Origin of the sequence: Corynebacterium sp. p3-SID1056 (genome assembly GCF_025152525.1) — a bacterium.
Lineage (GTDB): Bacteria > Actinomycetota > Actinomycetes > Mycobacteriales > Mycobacteriaceae > Corynebacterium.
This window is the reverse complement of record NZ_JALXXL010000003.1, coordinates 66262-89936: the sequence shown is the minus strand read 5'-3', so window position 1 is coordinate 89936 and position 23675 is coordinate 66262. Positions and strand designations below refer to the sequence as shown.

Sequence of the window (23675 nt, the reverse complement as noted above, 5' to 3'; positions counted from 1 at the left end):
GCTAGCGGCGGAAATTGCCGAGCCAGCGGTTCCACGCCTGCTGCGCCTCAGACGAGATGCCGTGCAAGGGAGTATTCGCCTCTTGTGGGGCCGGCGCGGGAGAGTTTTGGACACCCTGTTCGACCTGGCTGTGCGCCTCATCCGCAGCGCTTTCCACGGCCGATTCGGCGGCCGCGCTCGGTGACTGCATCGGGGCCGCCCCGGACGGTGTCTCCTGGGGCTGCTCGCTGCTCGGCGTCGTAGGCGTTGGCTCGGTAGCGGGTGCCGGCGCCGTGGTCGAGTCGGACTCGCCCGGCGCGCCCGACGTGCTCGGGGCCGCAGTATCCTGCGGGGTCTCCGTGGCCGGGGAACCCTCGACGCTCTGCACGCCGTTGTCACCGGTCGCCGGGGCGCTTGCGGCGCTGCTTGCGATGACGGTGGTGGGCACCACGTTTGTGGGGCGGAAGACGCGCGTTGCTGCCTGCTGCTGCGCGGTGCCGACGACCGCGTGCTGCGGTGCGTACGGGTCGGAGTTGAGGCTGTAGGCCTCGTCCTGGCCATCGTTGCTGGGCTGTGCGAGGTTGACCTGCGGCTGGGGTGCCGTGTTGCGCGGTGCGTCGGAGCGCTGCCTCGATTCGCGGCGCGACTCTGTCGAGTCGTCCTCCTCGGAGGTGACCTTGGAGGTCTTTGACACGGGGCTTTCCTCTTGCGCCCGCTTGGTTTCCGTTTCGGATACGTAACCGGCTTGCGCGGAGCGGTCGGAAGAGGAGGCGTTCCAGACGACGAAACCAATGACGATGGCGGCGACGATGCCTGCCGCCATAAAGATGCCGACGCGCGGCTTCTGGTTGTCCACAGCGCCCCCTTTCTTTCTCGACGCGAAATTGTCACAACCTTATAACAATCACTCTGCTGCAGTTGTTATAGCACGCTTGTTATGAATTCTCCTGCCTAAGTGATCACAAACACATCATCAATTGCTCCCCGCCGGCAGGCGGCAATTCATGGTAGACCTATGGCAAGTGCGCAAAAAGCGCCCAACCAGGAAAGGAGATGCCGATGAGCGCGTGGGATGAGGAGATCTTCTCCGTCGAAGCCAATGTCGATTTTCTCGATGAGCTCGACTCGCTCGAGGAGGACGAGATCGAGCAGGCGATTATCGACGCCGCGTTGTTGGCCGCCAACCAAAACCCCGATTCCGTCAGCGAGGACGAACTGCTCAACGCCCGCGCGGCCGCAACGATCGTCGCCATCTGGGCCGGGGCTCCTTTTTCTGCCGGCGAAGTGGCCGATACCTATGCCTTCATCCGCAACCGCCCTGCCCAAGTGAGCGAGGAGGCGGCCGAGGCCGCGGCGGCAGTGCTGGAAGGCGTCGAAGAGGAGGAAGCGGGGGCGAGCCTCGACCAATTCCTCGAGGCGCTTGCCTAGGTAAGGGGAGCACACCCACGATGATTATTGCCGTAGAAGGTATCGACGGGGCGGGCAAGCGCACCATTGTCGAGGCGATCCAGCGTGAGTACGGGGCACACACGCTCGCGTTCCCCCGCTATGCAACGTCGATCCATGCGCAGCTGGCGCAGCAGGCGCTGCACGGGAAGATGGGCGACCTCACCGACTCGATTTACGGGATGGCCACCATGTTTGCGCTGGACCGCTGTGGTGCGAAGGCGCAGATTGCCGAGTACGCGGGGGCCGCGGCCGGCGATGGCGTGCTCGTGTTGGACCGCTACGTGGCCTCGAACGCGGCCTACTCGTGGGCACGCTCGGGCGACAGAGCGATCGTGGATTGGGTCGCCGACCTTGAGTTTGGCCAGCTCGGGCTGCCGGTGCCGGATCTGCAGGTGCTGGTGGACACTCCGCCGGCGGTCGCGCAGGAGCGCGCGGTGAAACGGGCCGCGGCGGATGCGACCAGGGCGCGCGATCGCTACGAGCGAGACGGTTCGCTGCAGCAGGCGACCTACGAGGCGTACGTGGAGCTCGCTGAGACGGGGTGGGCGAGCCAATGGCTCCGCACCACCGATGCAAGCACTATCATGCAAGCAGTGGAAGCCGTTCGTTGAAGGAGCCGTGATGCAGCCGAAGATCCTCGTCGTAGATGATGACCCAGCAATCAATGAGATGTTGACCATCGTGCTGGAGGCCGAGGGCTTCGACACGTCTTCCGTGCAGGACGGCGCGGAAGCGGTGGAGGCGTTTCACACCTACGAACCCGACCTGATTCTGCTGGATCTCATGCTGCCGGGCGTCAACGGGATTGATATTTGCCGGGAAATCCGCCGTACCTCTGCGGTGCCGATTGTCATGCTCACGGCAAAGACCGACACCGTAGACGTAGTTTTGGGCCTGGAGTCGGGGGCGGACGACTACATCACGAAGCCGTTTAAGCCGAAGGAACTGATTGCGCGCATTCGTGCGCGCCTGCGCCGCGCCGATGACGAGCCGGCAGAGGTGCTCAAGGTCGGCGACCTGACGATCGACGTGCCGCAGCACATGGTCAGCCGCGGCGACGAGGAGATCGCGTTGACCCCGCTGGAGTTTGACCTGCTGCTGGAGATGGCGCGCAAGCCGAACCAGGTGCACACCCGCGATGAGCTGCTGGAGACGGTGTGGGGCTACCGCAACGCCTCGGATACCCGCCTGGTCAATGTGCACGTGCAGCGCCTGCGCTCCAAGATTGAGCTGGACCCGGAGAACCCGGAAATTATCCTCACTGTGCGTGGCCTGGGCTACAAGACTGGCAAGCCGGGGGTGTAGCCAATAAAAGCTCACGCAGTCTGGCGGGCGAGAGAGCGCGTCGCAGAGTCGTGGCGTACCTCGCTGCAGGTGCGTTTCGTGGGCACGGTGCTCATCGTGTCCACGATCGTCATGCTTGTGTTGGGTTTCGCCATGGCGTCTGTGGTGACCCAGCGCATCACCCAGAGCAAGCTCGACGCCGCGAGCGTGGAGATCGAGCGCGCTCGCGTGGTGGTTGAAGAGCAGATCAACAGCACCGGGAGCGCCTCCTCGCTGCAGGTGCGGCTCAACTCGGCGCGGGCGGCGCTCACGCAGCGTTCGCAGGGCAGCTCCGAGGCAGCTAACGTGTACGACCCGGTTCTGCTGGTTAGCGGCGGCCCGGGCGCGGGGACGTCTTCTCCCGAGTCCTACTCCATCCCGGAGAAGCTGCAGCAGTATGTCGCCGACGGCAACGTCGCCTACCAGTTCTCCTCGGTGGAGCGCACCGATCGCTCGACCTATAGTGCGTTGATCATCGGCACGCCGACGAACGCGGAGCTGCGGAACCTCGAGCTGTATTTGGTCATGAACACGGACAACGAGGCGTCGACACTCGCACTCATGCGTGGCCTCATTGCTTCCGCCGCGATGATCGTCATCGTGCTGCTGGTGGGCATCGCGTGGCTGGCCTCCCAGCAGATCGTCGCGCCGGTGCGTTCGGCGTCGCGTACCGCGGAGCGTTTCGCCAGCGGGCACTTGCGCGAGCGCATGCCTGTCGACGGCGAGGACGAGATGGCCGTGCTCGCGCTGTCGTTTAACAACATGGCCGATAAGATCTCCGAGCAGATTAACCACCTGGAAGAGTACGGCGACCTGCAGCGCCAGTTCACCTCGGACGTCTCCCACGAGCTGCGGACCCCGCTGACCACGGTGCGCATGGCCGCGGACATGATCGCCGCCAATGAAGAAGACCTCGACCCGGTGACACAGCGCGCCTCGCAGCTGATGACCCGCGAGCTCGACCGATTCGAGGCCTTGCTGGCGGACCTGTTGGAGATTTCGCGCCACGACGCCGGCGTGGCGGACCTGGCGTTGGCCACCATCGATGCGAAGACCCCCATCGAGTCCGCGTGGGCGCAGACCCGGCACTTGGCCGAAGAGCTCGACGTGAACGTCACCTTCGACCTGCCCGACGAACCGGTCGAGCTGGAGGGCGACTCGCGGCGCATCGAGCGCATCGTTCGCAACCTCATCGCCAACGCCATCGACCACTCGGAGGGCAACCCCGTCGCCGTGTGCCTGCGGGCCAATGACGAGGCCGTGGCCATCACCGTCACCGACGGCGGCGTGGGGCTCAAGCCGGGGCAGGAGGAACTCGTGTTCAACCGCTTCTGGCGTGCCGATAAATCGCGCAAGCGCCACTCCGGCGGCACCGGGCTCGGGTTGGCGATCGCCCGCGAGGACGCGGTGCTGCACCACGGGCAGCTCGACGCGGCGGGCCAGCCCGGCGTGGGCGCCCAGTTCCGTCTCGTGCTGCCGCGCCACCCGGAGCAGGGCTACACCACGGCCCCGCTGCCGCTGGTTGCGCCGGGCGAGCAGGAACCAACGCCTGCGCCTGTGGAGGAAGGCGCGAGCGCAGACAAGGACGCACCTTCGGTTCAGCCGGCAGAGCGTCCGCTGGTCGCACGCACAAAAGAGGAGGCGGCAGATGCGCGGGACTAGGAAGGTACGGGCTGCGGTGGCGTGGGCGTCGATAATCGCCCTGACCTCGGGGTGCACCTCGCTGCCCTCGAACACCGACCCGCACGTGCTGCACACCTTCAACGCGCAGACCGCGGCCGAGCCCGACGCGCGACCGATCGAGGGTCGCGAACCGGACCTGCTGCTGCGCGACTTCTACGCGGCCTCGGCGCTGCCGGCCGCGGATTACGAGGCGGCGCGCGCCTACCTCACCGGCGACGCGCGCTCGGCGTGGGACCCGAGCCTGCAGGTGCTGGTGGTGGACAACATCGGGGTGACCACCTTGGTCGGGGGCGCTGGGGCCAAGCGCAGCTATAGCGTGCACGGCGATGTCGTCGGCGAACTCCACGACGGCGGCGCGTTTACGCCTGAGCACGGAAGCTACGAAGCCACCTTGGAGCTCGAGCTTGTCGACGGCGAGTGGCGCATCTCCTCCCTCCCCTCCGGGGTGGTGCTGGAGCGCGCGGAGCTGCGCGACCACTACCAGCCCTACAACCTGTACTTCTTTGACCCGGCGGGCGACGAGCTGATCACCGACCGCCGGTGGGTGGTCACGCGCCGGGAGTCGCTGCCGAGCGCGCTGCTGACGCTGTTGACGGGAGGGCCGTCCGAGCGGCTTTCCCCGGCGGTCGAGGAGTCTTCGCCCGCGCACCTGACGGGGGACAACGACGCGATCGCGTACGCGGGGATGGAAGACGGCGCGTACACCTTCACCGGCTTCGGCGGGCTCGACGAGCAGGCCCGCAAGCAGTTTGCGGCCCAGGTGGTGTGGACGCTCGCGTCTGCGGGCGTGACCGGCCCGTACAGCCTGCGCGCCGACGGCGAGGTGCTTTTCGACGGCGCCGACGCCCTCACCGTCGACGACTTCGCCGAGTTCAGCCCGCTGGTGGACCTGGTCGGCGAGACGACCCTGTACTCGCTGGTGGATGGTCGCGTCTCCCGCGTGAGCGGGGGCACCGCGCACCAGGTGGAAGGCGCTCTCGGCGAAGCGGGTAACGCGCTGACCGCCGATATCTTCGGCGAGAAGTACTGGGCGGGTGTCTTCGGCGAGCCCGGCGGCAACAACGAGGAAGGCGAGGCCGCGGAGGAGGCGAAGGACGTGTTCCGCGTCGGTGAGTTCGGCGGGAGCGAGGAAGACGTGGTTGAGGGCACGACCTTTTCCCGGCCCACGTTCGAGCCGAATGCCGCTGCCGTGTGGGTCGTGGCCGACGGCACGAGGGTGCTGCGCACCATCCACTCGGGCGCGACCAACGAGGTGGTGACCAGCGAGGTGAAGGTGGAGCTGCCGGAGGGCGTCGAGGGCAACATCTCGGTGTTGCGTCTCTCGCGCAGTGCTGCGCGCGCCGTGATGGTTGTCGACGGTCGCCTTTACACCGGGATTGTCAAACGCGAGGCGACCGGTGAGCGATCCGTGGTCAACGTGATGGAGTATGCCTCTGAACTGGGCGGATCGGTCATCTCCGCGGACTGGCAGCCGGATGGGTCTTTGCTCGTCGGCACCTCCAGCGCGGTCTCGCCGGTGATGCGGGTCGAGCAGGACGGTTCCGGCAGTACCACCTTGTCCGCTGGCAACATTTCCGCGCCGGTGGTCGCGGTGGGGACCTCGCCCAACATGCTCTACGTCACGGATTCGAATGCGCTGCTGCAGATGCCGGTATCCGGGACGGACAACCCGCTGTGGCGCGAGGTGCCGGGCCTGCTTGGTACGCGCGCACTGCCGATCGTGGCGCGGCACTAGCGCGATGTTGGGGGCGGTTGCAGACCTGCTTTTGCCGCGCTACTGCGCGGGGTGCGGCGAGCCCGCCGAGCGGTGGTCCGTGCTGTGTATGCGGTGCCGCCGCGAGCTCGCCCGGCCGCCGCAGCGGGTCTTTCCCAAGGTGGCCGTGCCGGCCCCGGTCTTTGCGCTCGGCCCCTACGCCGGCGCGCACCGCGGGGTCATCCTGGCGATGAAGGAGCGCAATAATCTGGCGGTGCGCGCGCATGTCGGGGCGATTCTCGACGCGGCGCTCACACACCTGGAAGCGCGCGGGGATATCGCCGCCGCGGAAGCGCTGGTGCCCGCGCCGACGCGCAGAGCCAACGCGCGCGCCCGCGGTGGGGATCCGGTGCGCGCGGTCTGCGAGGCGAGCGGGCGTGCGACGAACCCGGTGCTGTCGCTTGCGCGCGCAACCGCGGACCAGGCGGCGCTTGACCAGGCCGGCAGGCGTGCGAACTTGGAGGGGGCGGTGCGGGTGCACGGAGTGCCCGCCGGTAGCGTGGTGGTGGTCGACGACGTGGTCACGACGGGGGCGACGCTTGAGGCGAGCGTGGCGGTGCTGCTCGCGCGCGGGGTGGACGTGGCGGGGTGCGTCACACTCGCGGAGGCGTGAGAGGCAGGAAACTGGCAGGAACTTCTTCACCTAAACCGACACATTGGTTATGACCAGTTGTATAGTTGGGGTAGACCGAGTTCCTACTACTCTAGGGAGGAAGCAGATGACTTCTGCAGAGCACAACGACAGCCTGAGCCCCAACGCACAGGTGACCATCACCGGCCGAAATGTCGAGGTCCCAGAGCACTTCCAAGAGCGTGTCAACGCCAAGCTTGCAAAGATTGAAAAGCTTGACCCCTCGCTCACCTTCTTCAACGTGGAGCTGCAGCACGAGCCCAACCCGCGTCGTGAAGCGCAGGCACAGCGCGTGCAGATCACCGCTACCGGCAAGGGGCACCTCGCCCGCGCCGAGGCGAAGGAGGACAGCTTCTACGCCGCACTCGAGTCTGCACTGGGCAAGATGGAGCGCTCGCTGCGCAAGGTGAAGGTGCGTCGCCAGGTGGCGCGCTCCGGGCACCGCGCGCCGAAGTCCACCGGCAAGATTGCAGCTGAGCTGGCGCAGGAGGCGGAGGCAGCTCGCGCGAAGGCAAGCGAGAACACCGACGCTGATCCGTACGCGGGCACTGTCGAAGATGTCGTCCCGGGTCAGATCGTGCGCCGCAAGGAGCACACCGCCACCCCGATGAGCGTCGACGATGCGCTCTCCGAGATGGAGCTCGTTGGCCACGACTTCTACCTCTTCGTGGACGAGGAGACCAACCGTCCGTCCGTGGTGTACCGCCGCCACGCCTACGACTACGGCTTGATCGCCCTGAGTGCTGACGCTGCGGGCGCGAAGGAAGCAGAGAAGTAGCCTCGCACCAGGAATAACGCCCTCACGGTTGTGCGCCCCGCGCGCCGTGGCGGGCGTTTGGCGTATTCACACCAAGTTGTGCGTGCTTGGGCAGGGCAGCGGTTGTCACGTCACGCTACCTTGTGCGTACAATTGCGGGTTGGTACACCTTAAGAAACGTCACGCTTTTCGTGCTCGTACTTTTGCACTCACTTGCACAGACTTGCACTAACTACCGAAGGATTCACAGAACGTGTTTGGACTTTCCAAGTTGCTCCGCGCCGGTGAAGGGCGCACCGTCAAGCGTTTGGCAAAGATTGCTGACCAGGTCATCGCGCTGGAAGGTGAGTACGAGAAGCTCACTGATGAGGAGCTCAAGGCAAAGACCGACGAGTTTAAGCAGCGGATCGCCGACGGGGAGTCGCTGGATGACATATTGCTCGACGCGTTTGCGACCGCGCGTGAGGCGTCCTGGCGCGTGCTGGGGCAGAAGCATTACAAGGTGCAGATCATGGGTGGCGCGGCGCTGCACTTCGGTAGCGTCGCCGAGATGAAGACCGGTGAGGGCAAGACCCTGACCTCGGTGCTGCCGGCATACCTCAACGGGCTGTCGGGCAAGGGCGTGCACATCGTGACGGTGAACGACTACCTGGCCAAGCGTGACGCCGAGATGATGGGGCGCGTGCACCACTTCTTGGGCCTCGACGTTGGCGTGATCCTCTCCGAGATGCGCCCCGATGAGCGCAAGAAGTCCTACGCGGCGGCGATTACGTACGGTACGAACAACGAGCTCGGATTTGACTACCTGCGCGATAACATGACGCGCTCGGTCAGCGAGATGGTGCAGCGCGGCCACAACTTCGCCATCGTGGATGAGGTCGACTCGATCCTCATCGACGAGGCTCGTACCCCGCTGATCATCTCCGGCCCGGTCGACGGCTCGAGCCAGCTTTACACCGTGTTCTCCCAGCTCGCCCCGCGCATGCGCGAGGGCAAGCACTACGAGGTGGATCGCCGCAAGCGCACCATCGGCGTCACCGAGGAGGGCGTGGAGTTCGTCGAGGACCAGCTGGGCATTGGCAACCTGTATGCGCCGGAGCACTCGCAGCTGGTCAGCTACCTCAACAACGCCATTAAGGCGAAGGAGCTCTTCGAGCGCGACAAGGACTACATTGTGCGCCAGGGCGAGGTGCTCATCGTGGACGGGTTCACGGGCCGAGTGCTCGCGGGCCGCCGCTACAACGAGGGTATGCACCAGGCGATCGAGGCGAAAGAAAACGTCGAGATCAAGAACGAGAACCAGACGCTGGCGACCATTACGCTGCAGAACTACTTCCGTCTCTACGACAAGCTGGCCGGTATGACCGGTACGGCGGAGACTGAGGCGGCCGAGCTGCACCAGATCTACAAGATGGACGTGGTGCAGATTCCGCCGAACCGTCCGAACCAGCGCCAGGACCGCGACGACCTGATCTACAAGACGCAGGAGGCCAAGTTCGCGGCCGTGGCCGAGGACATCGCGGAGCACTCCGAAAAGGGCCAGCCGGTGCTGGTGGGTACCACCTCCGTGGAGCGTTCCGAGTACCTTTCCCAGCTGCTGACCCGCAAGGGCGTCAAGCACAACGTGCTCAACGCGAAGCACCACGAGGAGGAGGGCCGCATCATCGCCGAGGCGGGCCTGCCGGGGCGTGTGACCGTGTCCACCAACATGGCTGGTCGCGGTACCGATATCGTGCTGGGCGGTAACCCGGAAATCTTGCTGGACGCGAAGCTGCAGGAGCAGGGTCTCGACCCCTTCGAGGACGAGGAGCGCTACCAGGAGGCGTGGAACGCGCAGCTGCCGGCCGCGAAGGAGCGCTCGAAGCAGCTCGGCGACGAGGTGCGCGAGGCCGGTGGCCTGTACGTCATCGGCACCGAGCGCCACGAGTCGCGTCGTATTGATAACCAGCTGCGCGGCCGTTCGGGCCGCCAGGGTGACCCGGGCGAGACTCGGTTCTACCTGTCGATGCGCGACGAGCTGATGGTGCGCTTCATGGGCCAGTCCATGGAGAACATGATGAACCGCCTCAACGTGCCGGACGATGTCCCGATCGAGGCGAAGATGGTCTCGAATGCGGTGAAGGGCGCGCAGGCGCGTGTGGAGAACCAGAACTTTGAGATGCGCAAGAACGTGCTCAAGTACGACGAGGTGCTCAACGAGCAGCGCAAGGTGGTCTACGGCGAGCGCCAGGAGATCCTCGCGTCGAAGGACATCAAGGACCAGGTCCGCCGCATGATCGACGACACGGTCAGCGCGTATGTCGACGGCGCGACCCGCGAGGGCTACGTCGAGGACTGGGACCTGCGCGAGCTGTGGCACGCACTCGAGTCCCTCTATGGCCCGACGGTGACCGCCGAGGAGCTCATCGAGGGCACGACCTACGGTAGCCCGGGCGAGATCAGCGCTTCCGAGCTGCGCCAGGCGCTTGTCGACGATGCGCAGGCCCAGTACGACGCACTCGAGGAAAAGGTTGCCGAGATCGGCGGCGAGGAGCAGATGCGCAACCTGGAGCGCGCAGTGATCCTGCCGGTGATCGACACCAAGTGGCGCGAGCACCTCTACGAGATGGACTACCTCAAGGAGGGCATCGGCCTGCGCGCGATGGCGCAGCGTGACCCGCTGGTGGAGTACCAGAAGGAGGGCGGCGACATGTTCGCGGCGATGAACGAAGCGATCCAAGAGGAGACGGTGCGCCAGCTGTTCTTGATGCGCAAGCAGTTCGAAGGCCAGGACGAGGAAGCGGCGCAGGCGTAGCGCCCGTAGACTCGATGCGGACGAGAAAGTTTGACCAGGCGGAGAAAGGCGAGCACGCATGCAGGGATTGATTTTTGATTACGCCGGGGTACTGGACCAGGACAAGGAGGAAGAGCACCGCTGGCGCGAGCTGATCAAAGCGGTTAAGGACCAGGGCATCAAGGTTGGCATCCTCTCCAACGAGGAGGCGGACAGCCCGATGGCGGAGGCGATCCGCGAGTGGGAGTTCCGCGGCGACGTCGACGCGGTGGTGCTCTCCGGCGAGATCGGCATCGGCAAGCCGGACCGCGCCGCCTTCCAAGCCGCGGCGGACGCGATTGACGTGATCATCAACGACTGCGTGATGATCGACGACGATATCGTCAACGTCCGCGCGGCCGTCGAGTTCGGCATGATCGGCATCCTGCACACTGCCTTTGAGCGCACCTCTGTGGAGATTCAGTCCCTGTTTGACGTCGAGGGCGAGTTCTAATGCGCGTGTACATCCCCGCCACCTTTGGCATGCTCGAAAGCTTGAATGACACGGGGGTGCTGCACGCCAGGAACGGCTGGGGCTTCGCCGCCACCGATGAGCTGACCGAGTTTTTCACTTCGGGCGACCAGGAAGAGATTGAGGCCATCGCCTTCGACGACGCCGCCTTGGCGTCGATCCGTTTGCTGGCCATCGGCGACGAGGAGCGCTTCCCGCACCGCCGCGTGGTGGTCTCCGCCGACGTGGAGGCGCACGGCGAGCCCGACATGGGCGAGTCCGTGGTGAAACTCGCCGGGCCGGTCGAGCTCAAGGATGTTGCCGCGGTGCACGTGGATGTGCGCGAGGCCGAGGAGGCTACCGCCAAGGCCATCGAGTGCATCGACGCGGCCGACCTGGGAGACGAGGACGCGGAGCTGACCGTGGGGGACGCGCAGGACCTTTACATGGCCTTCTTCGACCCCAGCGAGCTACCTTTTCTCATCGAGCTGCTTTAGCTCCCACTCGTTATTCGAGTGCAGCGCTACCAAAAGGTGGCGCACCGCCGCCGCGCGTCTGCCCACAGGCGAGTCGGCGGCAAAGTTGTCGAATGCGCACTCCGGATCCGCCGGCGGGCCCAGGTGCGTGCAGCCGCGCGGGCAGTCCGCGGCCGCGTCGGCCAGGTCCGGGAAGACGTCGATGATCTGCTCGGGCTGCACGTGCGCGAGACCGAAGGAGCGGATGCCTGGGGTGTCGATGATCCAGCCGCCGTCTGGGCCGTCGAGCTCGAAGGCGACGGATTGGGTGGAGGTGTGGCGGCCCTTGCCCACGCCGGAGACCTCGCCGGTGGCGCGCTGCGCCTCCGGCACGATGCGGTTGACCAGGGTGGATTTGCCCACGCCGGAGTGGCCGATGAGGGCGGTGAGGTGGCCGTCGATAAGCGAGCGCAGCGTGGCCAAGTCATCGTCGGTGCCGGTGCGCAGCACGGTGACGTCCATGTCGGCGATTTCGCGCTCGAACTCTGCCGGGTCCTCCAGGTCGGACTTGGTCATGCAGACCACCGGTCGCACCCCGCCGACGAAGGCGGCGATCAGGGCGCGCTCGACAAAGCCGGTGCGCGGCGGGGGATCGGCGGCCGCGACGACGATGAGTAGGAGTTCGGCGTTTGCCACGATGATGCGCTCGTACGGATCCGTGTCGTCGGCGGTGCGGCGCAACACCGAGGTGCGATCGGCGCGCTTGACGATGCGCGCCATCGTATCCTTCGCCCCCGAGGTGTCACCGACGACGCCGACGCGGTCGCCGATCTCGATGCTGGTGCGCTTGAGCTGGCGTGCGCGTACGCAGTTGACCAGCGTGCCGCTCTCAAGCACGACGCCCCAGCGCCCGCGGTCTTTGGTGACCACCATGCCGAAGCGCGCGTCCTTGTGGCGTGGTCGATCCTTCGAGCGCGGGCGCGAGCCTTTGCCGGGGCGCACGCGGACGTCGGACTCGTCGTAATCGTTGAAGTTGGAAACGCGGCGGGCCATTAGCGCTCCACCATCGTTGCCCACATCGTGGCAAAGCCCGGCAGCGTTTTCGAGGTGGTGTCGATATTTTCCACCTCGACGCCGTCGACCACGAGCCCGAGAATCGCGCCCGCGGTGGCCATGCGGTGATCCGCGTACGAGTGCCAGGTGCCGCCGCGCAGGGGTGCGGGGGTGATGCGCAGCCCGTCTGGTAGTTCCTCGCAGTTGCCGCCGAGCCCGTTGAGCTCAGCGGTCAGCGCCGCGAGACGGTCGGTCTCGTGCCCGCGCAGGTGCGCAATGCCGGTGAGCTCAGAGGGCGTGGATGCGCAGGCCGCAAGCGCGGCGACGGTGGGGGTGAGCTCGCCAATGTCGCTCATGTCGATGCGGATGCCCTTAAGCCCGCCGGTCTGCGGCCCGCGCACTTCGAGGGTGTGATCGGCACCGGTGGCCACCAGTTCCACCTCGCAGCCCATGCGCTCCAAGATGTCGCGGATGACGTCGCCCGGCTGCGTGGTGGCAATCGGCCAGTGCGGTACCGAGACGCGGCCCCCGGTCACCGCCGCGGCGGCGAGGAAGGGCGTGGCGTTGGAGAGGTCCGGCTCGATGACCCAACGGTTGGGCGCAATTGTTTGCGGCTCGACCTTCCAGGTCTGGCCCTCGGCCTGCACGCGTACGCCGGCCTGCGCGAGCATGTCCACCGTCATCTCAATGTGCGGCATGGACGGCAGCGTGCCGCCGGAGTGCGTGATGTGCACACCGCGTTCGAAGCGCGGCGCGGCCAACAGCAGCCCCGAGACGAACTGGGAGGACCCGGAGGCGTCGATCGTCACCGCACCGCCAGGTGCGGAACCGGTGCCGTGCACGGTGAAGGGCAGTGAGTCGCCCGCGACTGACACGCCGAGGTCGCGCAGGGCGTCGAGGATGGTGCCCATTGGGCGGGCGTGGGCTTGCACGTCGCCGTCGAAAAGCACGGGGCCGTGGCAGAAGGCGGCTACGGGCGGCACGAAGCGCATGACGGTGCCGGCGAGCCCGCAGTCCACCTCCGCCGACTGCAGCGCACCCGGGGTCACGCGGATTTCCTGGCCGCGGTGCTCGAAGCGGGTGCCCATGGCGGCGAGCGCGGCTTCCATCAGCTCGGTGTCGCGTGAGCGCAGCGCCCCGACGATGACGGATTCGCCTTCGGCGAGCGCGGCGAGGATGAGCGCGCGGTTAGTCATCGATTTTGACCCCGGCACGGCTTGCGTGTGCGAGACGGGGGCGGGGGCGTACGGCGCTGGCCACAGTTGAGTCATGCGTCCATCATAATGGAGGCATGTGTGGACGTTTCGTGCTTTTCACCACCGGCGAGGCACTCGTGGACGCGGTGTCAGCGCTGCCCGGGGCCGGCACCGTCGAAGCCCCCGATGGCACCCCGCCGCCGCGCTACAATATCGCCCCCACCCAGCAGGTGCCGCTCGTGCGCTTCGATGCGGCCGGCGCGCGTATCGACGCCGCACGCTGGGGCCTGCTCCCGTCGTGGAAGCGGGACGACTCCGGCCCGCCGCTGTTTAACGCGCGCGCCGAAACCGTTGCGCAAAAGCCATCCTTCCGCTCCGCCTTCGCGCACAGGCGCGGGCTCATGCTTCTCGACGGCTACTACGAATGGCTCCCCACCGCGGCCGGCAAGAAGCAACCGTATTTTGTCGCCCCCGAATCGGGCATGCTGTACGCTGCCGCCCTGTGGGATACCGGGGCGGAGCGCCTTTCCACCACGATGGTGACCACCGACGCCGCCGAGCACATGGCGTGGCTACACCACCGCCTGCCCCTGTTCCTCGGCGCAGACGAGGTGGCCCAGTGGGTCGAGGGGACCCCGGATGAGGCCGCGGAGCTTTTGGCGCCCTCCCGGGTCGCGGAGACGCTGCGCTGGCGTGAGGCGGACCCGGCGGTGGGCAACACACGCAACGAGTACGCCGAGCTCGTAGGCGAGGGCCCGTTGGGCGAGCAGCGGCCCTAGACTCCTAGTTGGCGGAGATGTCGGCGAGCTTCGCGTGCGCAAGCGCGGCGAGGTCCTGCGGGGAAAGCGAAAGCGACAGCCCGCGCTGCCCGGCGGAGACGATGACGGTGGGGAAGTCGGTGACGGAGGCGTCGATAAGCACTGGCAGTTTCTGCAGCGTGCCGAGCGGCGAGATGCCGCCGACGATGTAGCCGGTGGCGTGCTCTGCTTTCTTTGGCTCCGCGAGCTGCGCCTTCTTCCAACCCAGCGCCTTGGCGGCCGCCTTGAGCGAGAGGTGGCCAGCTACCGGCACGCAGCACAGCGCCATGTCACGCGTGTTGGTGGTGCTGCACACCACCAACGTCTTGAGCGTTGCGGCCGGATCGACGCCCAGCTGGGCGACGGAGTGCTCCCCGAAGTGATCCTGGCTCGCGGTGTATTCCAGCACGGTGTGCTTCACGCTTGTGACTGCGGCGATGGCGCGGGTGCGCGCGGACATGCGGGAGGCTCCTTTTTCGCTCGGTGTACGAGCCGATCCTACGCGTGCCGTGGTGGCCTACAATGGCTGGCATGCCCGAGCAAGATCTCAAAAACCGCTTCACCGACGAGGCCATGCCGCTGCTGGACCAGCTCTACGGGGGCGCGCTGCGGATGACGCGCAACCCGCAGGACGCGGAGGATCTCGTGCAGGAGACCTACCTGAAGGCGTACAAGGCCTTTGACCGGTTCACCCCGGGCACGAACCTGAAGGCGTGGTTGTACCGGATCATGACGAATACGTACATCAACACCTACCGCAAAAAGCAGCGGCGCCCCCTGGTTACTTCGGCCGATGAGGTGACGGATAACCAGCTCTACACCTCTAGTTCGCACGACTCAACCGGGCTCGAGTCAGCAGAGGTGGAGGCGCTGAAGCTTATGCCGAATTCACGTATCTCGGAGGCCCTCAACGAGCTGAACGAGGACTACCGCATGGTGGTGTACTACGCGGACGTCGAGGGGCTGGCGTATAAGGAAATCGCCGAGGTGATGGACATCCCCCTCGGCACGGTGATGAGTCGGTTGCATCGTGGAAGAAAACAGCTGCGCGAGATGTTGAAAGACGTAGCACACGATCAGGGCATTGGGCTTGAGCGCGCGAATGGCGCGCAGGGCTCTAGTGATGGCTCTACTGATGGCTCAGAACACGCGGAGGAGAAGTGATGGACACGCCAGAGAACCACTGCGAAGCGGCTGACTGCACCGAAGTGCACGCATTGCTGTGTGAGCTGTTTGACCCTTCGACGACGCCGGAGCGTGTGGCAGAGATCCGCGTGCGCGTGAAGGAGTGCCCGCATTGCTTCGGGCAGCTGCAGTCGGAGGAAGCGGTACGCAAGATTGTCCGTTCGTGTTGCGGGCAGGCGCATGCGCCGGAGCCTTTGCGCGAGCGCATCATTGCGTCGCTGACTTCGGTGACGTACACCGAAATCCGGTATCGTTAGTCCAGCTTTTGCCCCGCGGCTGCGCAGGCCGCGGGACTTTTTGTGTCTGGAGTGGGGCGATAGTGGGCTGCGTGTCACAGTAGGGGTGAAACAACACTATAAACGGGGGTAATTTTCGGGGGTGATAACTGGTGAACAATCCCGTATTGGTTATCTCTTTGTGTGGGTGGGGTGCCTATGTCTAAAAGTTCTTACATAGAGGTTCTTAGGAAATCGTGCATTATTCTCGCGTTTTCGGGAAAACCCCAGGATGTTTGTTGGGAGGTAAACAACAAGCGGTAACCTATTTCTTAGGGTGCATAATATACATAAGCATATATCGTTCAACACTTCGGTTTTCGTAGACATATATTACCGGATGTCTCTTAGATATCATCCTTCCGTTGGGCCTCTCTTAGGGTTAAAGCGCAGTCAGTGGGGCTGAATGTGTTGAACAATCACCAATTAACACCGTAAAACTCGTTAAAAAGATCACGTTTGTTGTTGTCACTTCACAATGCATACTCGTTCTGCATAAACTAGAGCCAGAACAAAGGAAAAACCTCCCGGTGTTCCCGACGGAGGCAGTACGAGAAGAGGAATACGAAAAATGAACGCCATCGCCCGCAAAGCACTTGCCGCAATGTGTGCGCTTTCTGTATTCGTTCCCGCCCTGCAGGCACCTGCTGAGGCTGCCGTTGTCGAAGAGGCATCCGTGGTCAAGGTCACCGCGGACGAGGTTGGCCCCTTCTTCCACGACGTGGAGCTGGATAAGGGGCGTATCTCCTCGCTGAAGTTCACCGACCCGGCGTCGGTTGGCGGAACCCAGGATTCCTCCTTTTATATTGACTTCCGCTTCGGCGGCCAGCGCGTGGTGGCCGATAGCGCGAATACCGCTGTGGCAACCCGCACTGAGGGCGACGCGCAGGTTGTGACGATGAAGCACCGCGACGCGTTCCTCGGCGTTGCGTGGACGCGCGAGTTTCGGATTGATGGCAACACGGTGACCGTCCGCGTTGAGGTTGAAAACATCGGCGCTGAGGATTCGTACTTCCAGCTGGACATGACCAACCAGATCAACACGGCCCGTCAGATGCTGGGCAGCTACGACGATGGTGTGTTTACGGTTGGCCCGGAGTTCGGCGGCTACGACGCGAAGGTGACCTTCGACGGTGCCTACAGCTCTGGCGTGGCAAACGGCTTCAACGAGACGACCGATCCCGGTCAGGTTGGCTACGTCGACGAGGCGGGCGCAATGTTCCAGCGCGGCCGCTGGATTGAAGAGATCGCCGCCGGCGCAACCGCTACCGCCGAGGCCACCATCACGATGGACACCCAGGAAAGCGCGGTCGATACCGACGGCGACGGCCTGCCGGACGTCTGGGAAGAGCAGGGGCTCACGCTTGCCGACGGCACGCCGATGCCGCTGAACGATTGGGGTGCTGATCCGAACCGCCCCGATGTCTTCCTGCAGCTGAACTGGATGCCTTCCGAGTTTGAGTCGCTCGGCTGTGTGGATAACCCCCAGCAGCGCGCATGCGCGAAGGCGAACACCAAGAGCTACCGCCCGAACACTGATATCCTGCAGCAGCTGGTGGACAAGTTCGACGCGCACGGCGTCAACCTGCACATCGATGCTGGCGAGACCTACAGCAACATCCCGAACTACGCAGATCGCCACGGTGGCGAATACGGTGAGTTCGCCCCCTACTACTTCCAGGGTGTGATGCCTGGCCTGAAGCTGATGGACAACATCGACGAGCTCCTCGGCGACCGTTCCGCCATCTTCCGCAGCGGCATGATCGGCGATGCGATGGGCCCGGGCAACTACTCGGTCGGCCTGTCCCTGGTCGGCGATAACGCCTTCTACATTGCAAACCACGACCGCATGACCACCGACGAGCAGCTTCGCAACACGATCATGCACGAGCTGGGCCACACCCTCGGGCTGGACCACAACGGCTCCACGAAGTTTGCCAACGAGGTGCCGAAGTCGGACTACCTGCCGAACTACTACTCGGTGATGAACTACCTGTACCAGTTCAGCCACTTTGACTACTCGGATGAGGAAGCGGTCTCCGGTGGCGAACTGCCGAAGGAATGCAACCGTGTTGGTGTGGACTGCTACACCGGCGACTACCGAGTGCCTGCTGACTGGGACAACCTGGTGATCAACACCGGTCACATTGGCCAGCCGGTCGGCACCGCAGGTGTCGGTGGCGCGGAGGGCGCAGACGGTAAGGCACTGCAGGCCGCAGAGGCTCGCGCCGCGCAGTTCGCTGCCGCGGACGCACTCAACGGCACCGCCGAGGTCGAGCTGGACGCGAAGGGCCTGAAGGCAGGCAAGGCCGGCGAACTCGTCCTGCGCGTGAAGAACCCGGGCGTGGACCTGGACCGCTTTGACATTCGAGTCATCACCCCGAACGATGAGTTCAGCGACACCGTTGTCCTCGCCGGCGCGCTCGACAGCGAAGGCACGAACGAGGTGACCGTGAAGGTGCCGGTGACCCCGGGCAACGCGGCGGTCATGCCGGTCGACGTGAAAGTGACCAACAGCAAGGGTGCGGCCGCATTCGAGGATCGCTTCGCAGTCGAGGTAGAGCCCCAGGCGAAGGCCACGAAGTCTGACGCGTTGGCAGGCGCTGCCCAGACTGCCGCGCCGGCCCCGCAGACCGCTAGCCAGCAGGCAGCCAAGGAAACCTCGGCGAAGATGACCACGGTCGCGCCCGTCGAGAAGCAAGAGCCGGCGGCGGCAGAGCACCAAGGCGCTGTTACCAATGCTGAGGGCCCGAACATCGCGGCGATTGTCATCCCGATCGTTGCCCTCCTGGCAATCATCGGCGGCATCGCGGGTGTCGTTGGCTCGGGGATGCTGGGCTAGAGATGCTGGGCTAGAGACCCTTCGAGAAACGGTAACCCGCACGGTTTACTTCGAACCGGGCGGGTTGCTTTTCGGTGTGTGGGTGTCCTCAACGTGTCCTAAACGGAGCTAGCTCCTTTTGGGTCGGGCGCGCTGAGGGCCACAGGGCGATGAAGTCTCTTTCTCTGTGCGTGCGTTCTCTCTGACGAACAGTCTGTTTCCTCTGGGGAAGTTTGGGGTCATGGAGATCCAAAGTCCGACGGATTAATGGGGTGTTGTGAGCGGGGGAGCTTTTCTACCACAAGGCGGTAGGAGTCCGTCACGAGCTCGTGAACAAGCTCTGTGGTGAGGTGGGGATCGGGGTGTACGGATACCCAGTGTCGCTTATTCATGTGGTAGCCGGGCGTGATGAAGGCGTGCTCGCTGCGCAGCGCTTCAGCGTCCAGGGGCTCGGCTTTGAGGATGGCCTGCTGGCTGCCAGTAACTGCGGTGAGAAGGAGGAAGACCTTGCCGCGTACTTTAAAAACGTCCCAATCAGGGCCGAAAGGGTGCGTCAACGTAGCGCCGGGGAGTTCGAAGGCGCGGGCGGTAGCACAGGTGTGGAGATCCAGTGGAGAGGAATCCATGCGAACCAGGCTAGATGAAATTCGCGTGGGGGCCCTCGCCCGTATGCATAAAAGCAACCGCCCCCTGCCCGGAAAACTTTGCTTCCGGGGGCAGGGGGCGGTTGTGCTGTGCTTAAGAGTTAGGACGCTTGCCGCGGTTTGCGCTCTTCTTGCGACGGTCCTTGCGCTTACGACCACGCTTGCTCATGGGGGCCTCCTTCGAATTGGGCGATTAAAAGTACAGGTATTCCACTTTATCGCTCACACACGCCTACAGGGAAATTCTGTGCGCGTACGGTGGTGAGGTTTAGGCCGACAGGCGTGCGCGGTTGCGGGCCAGCGCCTTGTTGCGACGCTTGATGGCGCGACGCTCTTCCTCGGACAGGCCGCCCCACACGCCGGCATCCTGGCCGGTTTCCAGTGCCCACTTCAGGCACTGGGAGGTGACGGGGCAGCGGTTGCAGACCAGCTTGGCCTGGGCGATCTGGGACAGTGCGGGGCCGGAGTTGCCGACCGGGAAGAAGAGCTCCGGGTCCTCGTCGCGGCAAATTGCTTCGTGGCGCCAATCCATGGTGAAATACTCCTTACACATAAGCGTTGAACAGTTGTTGCGCACACCACTTCATCGCCCCGGGGTGCGAGGCGAGTTGCAAACGAAGTTTGATTCCAGGATCCGGGCGGTGTGCTCTTGCGAGTTCCGTCTGCCGGTTTCCCTGGCGTTAACCCTGTGGTGTCTTAGGGTTAAGGGCTGTGTTACCAGCCCGTTGTTTTTGCTACCTGAGAATCATGGCATGAAAAAGCAATGTCCGCTAGGGGTAAACCGCAAATTGTGATAGGAATCATACGAATATTTGTTGCGCGGGTAGTTCATATTGGGATTGCCCATGATTTTTCGTACTGAGCACTATGGTGTTGAACTGCGGAAACAGCGAATTTTGTGCACGCATACGTACTGGAGAAGGTCAAATCGTCCACCTGTGACTTTCCTCGGACGAGCTGGGGGAGATTGGCAGGAGCCGCCGCTGCTGCATTCGCCAAAGTGACGGATAGACTAACGCAGTGTGACCAACAAAGACTCAAACAACCAGTCCACCAACTCCTCGCGGCGAAAGCGGTCGCGCGCCCCGCACTCGCCGATGGATCTCGACACCGCGCAGCGCATCAGCGCCACGGTGCCGCCGCTGATGCGCTTCGGCGCCATCGTGGTGCTCGTGCAGTGTCTTGCAATGTTTGGCTACGCAGCCAGCCTCATTTACACCCAGCTGGTGGGAGTCGACCACAGCACCCTTGAATCCGAGTCGGCCGCAGCCAACTTTGTCTCGCTCGGTACCGCAATCTTTGTGCTGCTCATTTTCGGCTTCGTTGCCTTCGTCGCGGTGTCCACGCTGCGCGGTACACCCCGCAGCACAGGCGCGATCGTGCTGATCGAGGCGATTTTGACCGGCGTGGCCTTCTATATGTTCTCCGGTGGCGCAATCCTGCTGGGAATTGCCACGCTGCTGTCTACCGCACTCGTGCTGTATACGGTGTTTCACCCGGAGTCAGCCCGTTACAACGAAGCGCGCTACGAAATTCGCAAGTCCGAGCGCTAGGGGGTTACTCCTCGATTGCGAGGACGACGACTTCCTCGCCGCGCTTTTCCACCACGGTCGGGCCCGCTGAGTTAATGGAGATCGGGCCCGAGTAGTCGCCGCGGTCGACGGGGATAATGGTCTCGACCGAGTTCTTGTCCCAATTGACCACCGCAACGCCCGTCGACGAAGCATAGAGAAGGCGGTCGCCGGCGGAGAAACCGGTGCCCAGCGCCCCCTGGAATACACCGGTCACGCCCAGTTCAGCAGGGTCCATGAGCACCAGGTAGTCGTTTTGGAAGTAGCTCATGTGGTGGGGGAGATCCTGGGTGGGGAGGATCCGCGTGCCGTCGGCAAGCGAGCTTGGCTCGCCCAAGTCCGGGATCTGTGCGGAGGTGAGCTCTTTGCCGTCCATCTGGTAGGAGCGGACCTCCGACGAGGCCGGGTCGTAGATCGCCGCGGCGTCCTGGGAAATGCCCACGAGGTACGCGCCATCCTGCAGCTGCACCGAAGCGTGCATCTCCGGCTCGCGGGAATCTTCGGGCGTTGTCTTTTGGAAGCGCAGGAAGGTCTCGCCGTTGCACTCCTCAGTTACGGCCAGCAGCTCCGTGCGGGTCAACGCCGAGGTAATGGGGCACTCGTTGGGCTGCATGTTCGGCTCCTGCGGGGCCTCAATCGTGCCGTATTCCACGGTGCGCACCATGTCCGAGCGCCACAGCTCCACCTTGTTCCGGTCAACTTGGCCCACGTGATCGTTTGAGGCCACAGTGCTGATCTGCTCCGGGCCGGGGGCGGAACGCGTCGAGGCGTACTCGCCGGTGAACGCGTTGATGGCAACGACATCGCCGCAGCCGGCGTTGCCGCGGTAATTCGCGACTACCTTGCCCCACGCGCCGCTGAGGCCACACAGCTCCTCTTTGCGGTGGTAGGTCCACGCCGTGTCGCCCTCTGGGGTGGTCGCGGTGATCGTGCCCTCGTTGTAAGTGATGAGCATCCCATCGACGACGAGCGGTGCCGTACCGGGGGAGGTGTCTGGCAGGCGGAAGGACTCGTTAAGTCCTTTCGGCACGACGGCCAGTTGGCCGTAGTTTTCGTGCTCCTCGGAGGCGGAGACCAGCTCGGAGGAGCGGATCGGAGCAGTGAAATACGCGGTCCCGACGAGCCCTAAAGAAAGCGCGGCAATCACCGCGGTGGCAATCAGGTCGCCTTTGGTGCGTCGCAGCGGAGCTTTCAACGACGTTTCCTTCCCTGCTTTGGTCTCTTGGCCGTGCGCTGCTTCGCCGGCCGGCTCCCGAGCACTTTACGCGGCCGCCCGACGGTGGCGGAAGCCGACTCCGGGATATCTAGCGCATCGAAGAGCTCCGGCGAGGTAGAGAACCAGGTCGGGGGTGTCGGCTGCGCGAGCTCAAGCTCATCGTTGATTTGCTCCCACTTGTACACCTCGTCAAAACCGACCAGGGTCACCGCTGTGCCGGAGTGCCCCGCGCGGCCCGTGCGCCCGATGCGGTGGACGTAGGTCATCGGGTCGTCCGGTGTCTGGTAGTTGATCACATGGGTGACCTCATCGACGTCGATGCCGCGGGCTGCCACGTCTGTGGCCACGAGGATGTCTACCTCTCCAGAGCGGAACGCGTCCAGCGACTTCTGACGGGCCTCTTGGCGCAAGTCTCCGTGCACAGTGCCGACGAGGAACCCACGGCGCGCCAGGTCTTCCGCCACCGAGGCCGCGGTGCGCTTGGTGCGCGCGAAGATGATGGTGCGCTCCCGCCCGCGTGCCTGCAAAATGCGGGCTAACACTTCGGGTTTGTCCATGCGGTGCGATTGGAAGACCACCTGGTTCGTGGTGACGTGAGTGGCCGAAGCATCTGCAGACTCCGCACGCATGTGCACTGGCGTGCGCATCATGGAGCGCGCCAGCGTGAGGATGGGCGCTGGCATCGTCGCGGAAAAGAGCATGGTCTGCAGCGAGTCTGGCAGCGCCGACCACAGCTTCTGAATGTCGGGCAAAAAGCCCATATCCAGCATCTCGTCGGCCTCATCGAGCACGAGGATCGCCACATGCCCCAAATCGAGGTCGCCCCGGTCGTGGAGGTCGATCAGTCGGCCCGGGGTGCCAATCACTACGTCCACGCCACGCTCAAGCTCGCTAAGCTGCTCATCGTAGGGGGTGCCGCCGTAGATGGTGGCGCAGCGTACCGGCGTGTATTTCGCTGTTCGGTGGAGATCCTCGCCGACCTGCACGGCCAGCTCTCGGGTGGGGACGACGACGAGGGCGCGTGGCGTGCCGTCGAGTTCCGCGATCCGGGCATCGTCGAAGACCCGGTCGAGCAGGGGAACGCCGAAGGCATAGGTTTTGCCCATCCCCGTGCGGGCCTGGCCGATGAGATCCCGGCCTTCCAACGCCAGCGGTACCGCGAGCTCTTGGATGGAAAACGTGTTGGTGATGGACTGCTCGGCGAGCGCGTCGAGCAGTTCGGCGGCCACGCCCAGTGCCGCGAAGGTGGGCGCGTCGTGGTGTTCACTCTCAGCTGATCTACGCACACGCTCATCTTAGCCCGGGGCCGTTACAATGGGGCCACTGCTCGGTCATGAGCGTTAATGCATATACAACGAAGTCACTTCAAGTTTTAAAGGAACGTGAGCGTAACTCATGGACATCAAGATTGGTTTGGCCGATACCCCGCGCGAGCTCGTCATTAAGCTGCCGGAGGGCCAGAACGATTTCATCTCCACCATTGAGCAGGCGATCGATGCCGGCCAGGCCACGGTCAAGGTCGTCGATGAGAAGGAGCGGACCTACCTCATCCGCACCGATCGAGTCGCGTACGTGGAGCAGGGCTCGACCACCGCACGCAGTGTCGGCTTCATGCGATAGATTG

Annotated in this window: 25 protein-coding genes; 16 read left to right on the top strand and 9 right to left on the bottom strand. The window is 64.4% G+C overall.

What is annotated here, in order from left to right; genetic code table 11:
• Position 1 precedes the first annotated feature (1 nt).
• Entirely contained in the window at positions 2 to 835 is an 834-nt protein-coding gene (locus M3G14_RS03890; RefSeq protein WP_259924783.1) for a hypothetical protein, read from the bottom strand.
• 203 nt (positions 836 to 1038) lie between these two features.
• Between M3G14_RS03890 and M3G14_RS03885 the strand changes: the two genes are divergently transcribed.
• The 10 genes from M3G14_RS03885 (at position 1039) to M3G14_RS03840 (ending at position 11335) form a co-directional block, all read left to right on the top strand.
• Complete coding sequence (locus M3G14_RS03885) at positions 1039 to 1407, top strand: DUF4259 domain-containing protein (protein WP_259924782.1); 369 nt, start codon at positions 1039 to 1041, stop codon at positions 1405 to 1407.
• A gap of 20 nt (positions 1408 to 1427) precedes the next feature.
• Positions 1428 to 2039: a dTMP kinase gene (locus M3G14_RS03880; RefSeq protein WP_259924781.1), complete on the top strand. Its 612-nt coding sequence runs from the start codon at positions 1428 to 1430 to the stop codon at positions 2037 to 2039.
• A gap of 10 nt (positions 2040 to 2049) precedes the next feature.
• A complete protein-coding gene (mtrA, locus tag M3G14_RS03875; RefSeq protein ID WP_259924780.1) occupies positions 2050 to 2733 on the top strand; it encodes an MtrAB system response regulator MtrA in 684 nt (227 codons plus the stop codon).
• Positions 2734 to 2736: 3 nt separating this feature from the next.
• A complete protein-coding gene (gene mtrB / locus M3G14_RS03870; protein ID WP_259924964.1) occupies positions 2737 to 4413 on the top strand; it encodes an MtrAB system histidine kinase MtrB in 1677 nt (558 codons plus the stop codon).
• Positions 4400 to 6169 carry an MtrAB system accessory lipoprotein LpqB gene (gene lpqB, locus M3G14_RS03865; RefSeq protein WP_259924778.1) on the top strand — a complete coding sequence of 590 codons (1770 nt, stop codon included), beginning with the start codon at positions 4400 to 4402 and terminating at the stop codon, positions 6167 to 6169. Before mtrB ends, lpqB begins: the two co-directional genes overlap by 14 nt.
• 4 nt (positions 6170 to 6173) lie before the next feature.
• Positions 6174 to 6800 (top strand): ComF family protein, encoded by a 627-nt coding sequence (locus tag M3G14_RS03860; protein ID WP_259924777.1) that lies wholly within the window; start codon positions 6174 to 6176, stop codon positions 6798 to 6800.
• A 106-nt stretch (positions 6801 to 6906) separates the two neighbouring features.
• The gene (hpf, locus tag M3G14_RS03855; protein WP_259924776.1) at positions 6907 to 7596 is read left to right on the top strand and encodes a ribosome hibernation-promoting factor, HPF/YfiA family; all 690 of its coding nucleotides are present in this window, start codon (positions 6907 to 6909) and stop codon (positions 7594 to 7596) included.
• 232 nt (positions 7597 to 7828) lie between these two features.
• Positions 7829 to 10369: a preprotein translocase subunit SecA gene (secA, locus tag M3G14_RS03850; RefSeq protein WP_259924774.1), complete on the top strand. Its 2541-nt coding sequence runs from the start codon at positions 7829 to 7831 to the stop codon at positions 10367 to 10369.
• Between the two features lie 58 nt (positions 10370 to 10427).
• Positions 10428 to 10841 carry an HAD family hydrolase gene (locus M3G14_RS03845; protein WP_259924773.1) on the top strand — a complete coding sequence of 138 codons (414 nt, stop codon included), beginning with the start codon at positions 10428 to 10430 and terminating at the stop codon, positions 10839 to 10841.
• Positions 10841 to 11335, top strand: a complete 495-nt coding sequence (locus tag M3G14_RS03840) for a DUF6912 family protein (RefSeq protein WP_259924772.1) — start codon at positions 10841 to 10843, stop codon at positions 11333 to 11335. Before M3G14_RS03845 ends, M3G14_RS03840 begins: the two co-directional genes overlap by 1 nt.
• On the opposite strand, the gene rsgA is transcribed toward M3G14_RS03840, so the two are convergent.
• Together rsgA and aroA are read right to left on the bottom strand one after the other, a co-directional pair.
• Entirely contained in the window at positions 11309 to 12346 is a 1038-nt protein-coding gene (gene rsgA, locus M3G14_RS03835; RefSeq protein ID WP_259924771.1) for a ribosome small subunit-dependent GTPase A, read from the bottom strand. The two genes, M3G14_RS03840 and rsgA, sit on opposite strands and share 27 nt — an antisense overlap.
• The gene (aroA, locus tag M3G14_RS03830; protein ID WP_259924768.1) at positions 12346 to 13617 is read right to left on the bottom strand and encodes a 3-phosphoshikimate 1-carboxyvinyltransferase; all 1272 of its coding nucleotides are present in this window, start codon (positions 13615 to 13617) and stop codon (positions 12346 to 12348) included. Before aroA ends, rsgA begins: the two co-directional genes overlap by 1 nt.
• 20 nt (positions 13618 to 13637) lie before the next feature.
• On the opposite strand from aroA, the gene M3G14_RS03825 reads away from it, so the two are divergent.
• Positions 13638 to 14321 carry an SOS response-associated peptidase gene (locus M3G14_RS03825; RefSeq protein WP_259924767.1) on the top strand — a complete coding sequence of 228 codons (684 nt, stop codon included), beginning with the start codon at positions 13638 to 13640 and terminating at the stop codon, positions 14319 to 14321.
• Positions 14322 to 14325: 4 nt separating this feature from the next.
• On the opposite strand, the gene M3G14_RS03820 is transcribed toward M3G14_RS03825, so the two are convergent.
• Positions 14326 to 14799 carry an aminoacyl-tRNA deacylase gene (locus M3G14_RS03820; RefSeq protein WP_259924766.1) on the bottom strand — a complete coding sequence of 158 codons (474 nt, stop codon included), beginning with the start codon at positions 14797 to 14799 and terminating at the stop codon, positions 14326 to 14328.
• 71 nt (positions 14800 to 14870) lie between these two features.
• Between M3G14_RS03820 and M3G14_RS03815 the strand changes: the two genes are divergently transcribed.
• From M3G14_RS03815 to M3G14_RS03805, 3 genes are all read left to right on the top strand, one after another.
• Complete coding sequence (locus M3G14_RS03815) at positions 14871 to 15503, top strand: sigma-70 family RNA polymerase sigma factor (RefSeq protein ID WP_259924765.1); 633 nt, start codon at positions 14871 to 14873, stop codon at positions 15501 to 15503.
• Positions 15503 to 15781, top strand: coding sequence for a mycothiol system anti-sigma-R factor (gene rsrA, locus M3G14_RS03810; protein WP_259924764.1), 279 nt, complete (start codon positions 15503 to 15505; stop codon positions 15779 to 15781). The genes M3G14_RS03815 and rsrA overlap by 1 nt, the downstream gene beginning before the upstream one ends.
• Positions 15782 to 16370: 589 nt before the next feature.
• Positions 16371 to 18641 carry a zinc-dependent metalloprotease gene (locus tag M3G14_RS03805; RefSeq protein ID WP_259924762.1) on the top strand — a complete coding sequence of 757 codons (2271 nt, stop codon included), beginning with the start codon at positions 16371 to 16373 and terminating at the stop codon, positions 18639 to 18641.
• A gap of 218 nt (positions 18642 to 18859) precedes the next feature.
• Here M3G14_RS03805 and M3G14_RS03800 read toward each other — a convergent pair whose 3' ends face one another.
• The 3 genes from M3G14_RS03800 to M3G14_RS03795 all read right to left on the bottom strand — a co-directional run bounded on the left by M3G14_RS03800 (position 18860) and on the right by M3G14_RS03795 (position 19796).
• Positions 18860 to 19246 carry an MmcQ/YjbR family DNA-binding protein gene (locus M3G14_RS03800; protein ID WP_259924760.1) on the bottom strand — a complete coding sequence of 129 codons (387 nt, stop codon included), beginning with the start codon at positions 19244 to 19246 and terminating at the stop codon, positions 18860 to 18862.
• A 112-nt stretch (positions 19247 to 19358) separates the two neighbouring features.
• The gene (locus M3G14_RS11690) at positions 19359 to 19433 is read right to left on the bottom strand and encodes a 50S ribosomal protein bL37 (protein WP_095066802.1); all 75 of its coding nucleotides are present in this window, start codon (positions 19431 to 19433) and stop codon (positions 19359 to 19361) included.
• Between the two features lie 99 nt (positions 19434 to 19532).
• Entirely contained in the window at positions 19533 to 19796 is a 264-nt protein-coding gene (locus M3G14_RS03795) for a WhiB family transcriptional regulator (protein WP_038588872.1), read from the bottom strand.
• A gap of 490 nt (positions 19797 to 20286) precedes the next feature.
• Between M3G14_RS03795 and M3G14_RS03790 the strand changes: the two genes are divergently transcribed.
• On the top strand, positions 20287 to 20817 hold the full coding sequence (locus M3G14_RS03790) for a hypothetical protein (RefSeq protein WP_259924759.1): 531 nt from the start codon (positions 20287 to 20289) through the stop codon (positions 20815 to 20817).
• A gap of 4 nt (positions 20818 to 20821) precedes the next feature.
• On the opposite strand, the gene M3G14_RS03785 is transcribed toward M3G14_RS03790, so the two are convergent.
• Complete coding sequence (locus M3G14_RS03785; protein WP_259924758.1) at positions 20822 to 22030, bottom strand: hypothetical protein; 1209 nt, start codon at positions 22028 to 22030, stop codon at positions 20822 to 20824.
• Positions 22027 to 23337, bottom strand: coding sequence for a DEAD/DEAH box helicase (locus tag M3G14_RS03780; protein WP_259924757.1), 1311 nt, complete (start codon positions 23335 to 23337; stop codon positions 22027 to 22029). Before M3G14_RS03780 ends, M3G14_RS03785 begins: the two co-directional genes overlap by 4 nt.
• 109 nt (positions 23338 to 23446) lie before the next feature.
• Between M3G14_RS03780 and M3G14_RS03775 the strand changes: the two genes are divergently transcribed.
• On the top strand, positions 23447 to 23671 hold the full coding sequence (locus M3G14_RS03775) for a DUF3107 domain-containing protein (protein ID WP_259924756.1): 225 nt from the start codon (positions 23447 to 23449) through the stop codon (positions 23669 to 23671).
• Positions 23672 to 23675: the final 4 nt, after the last annotated feature.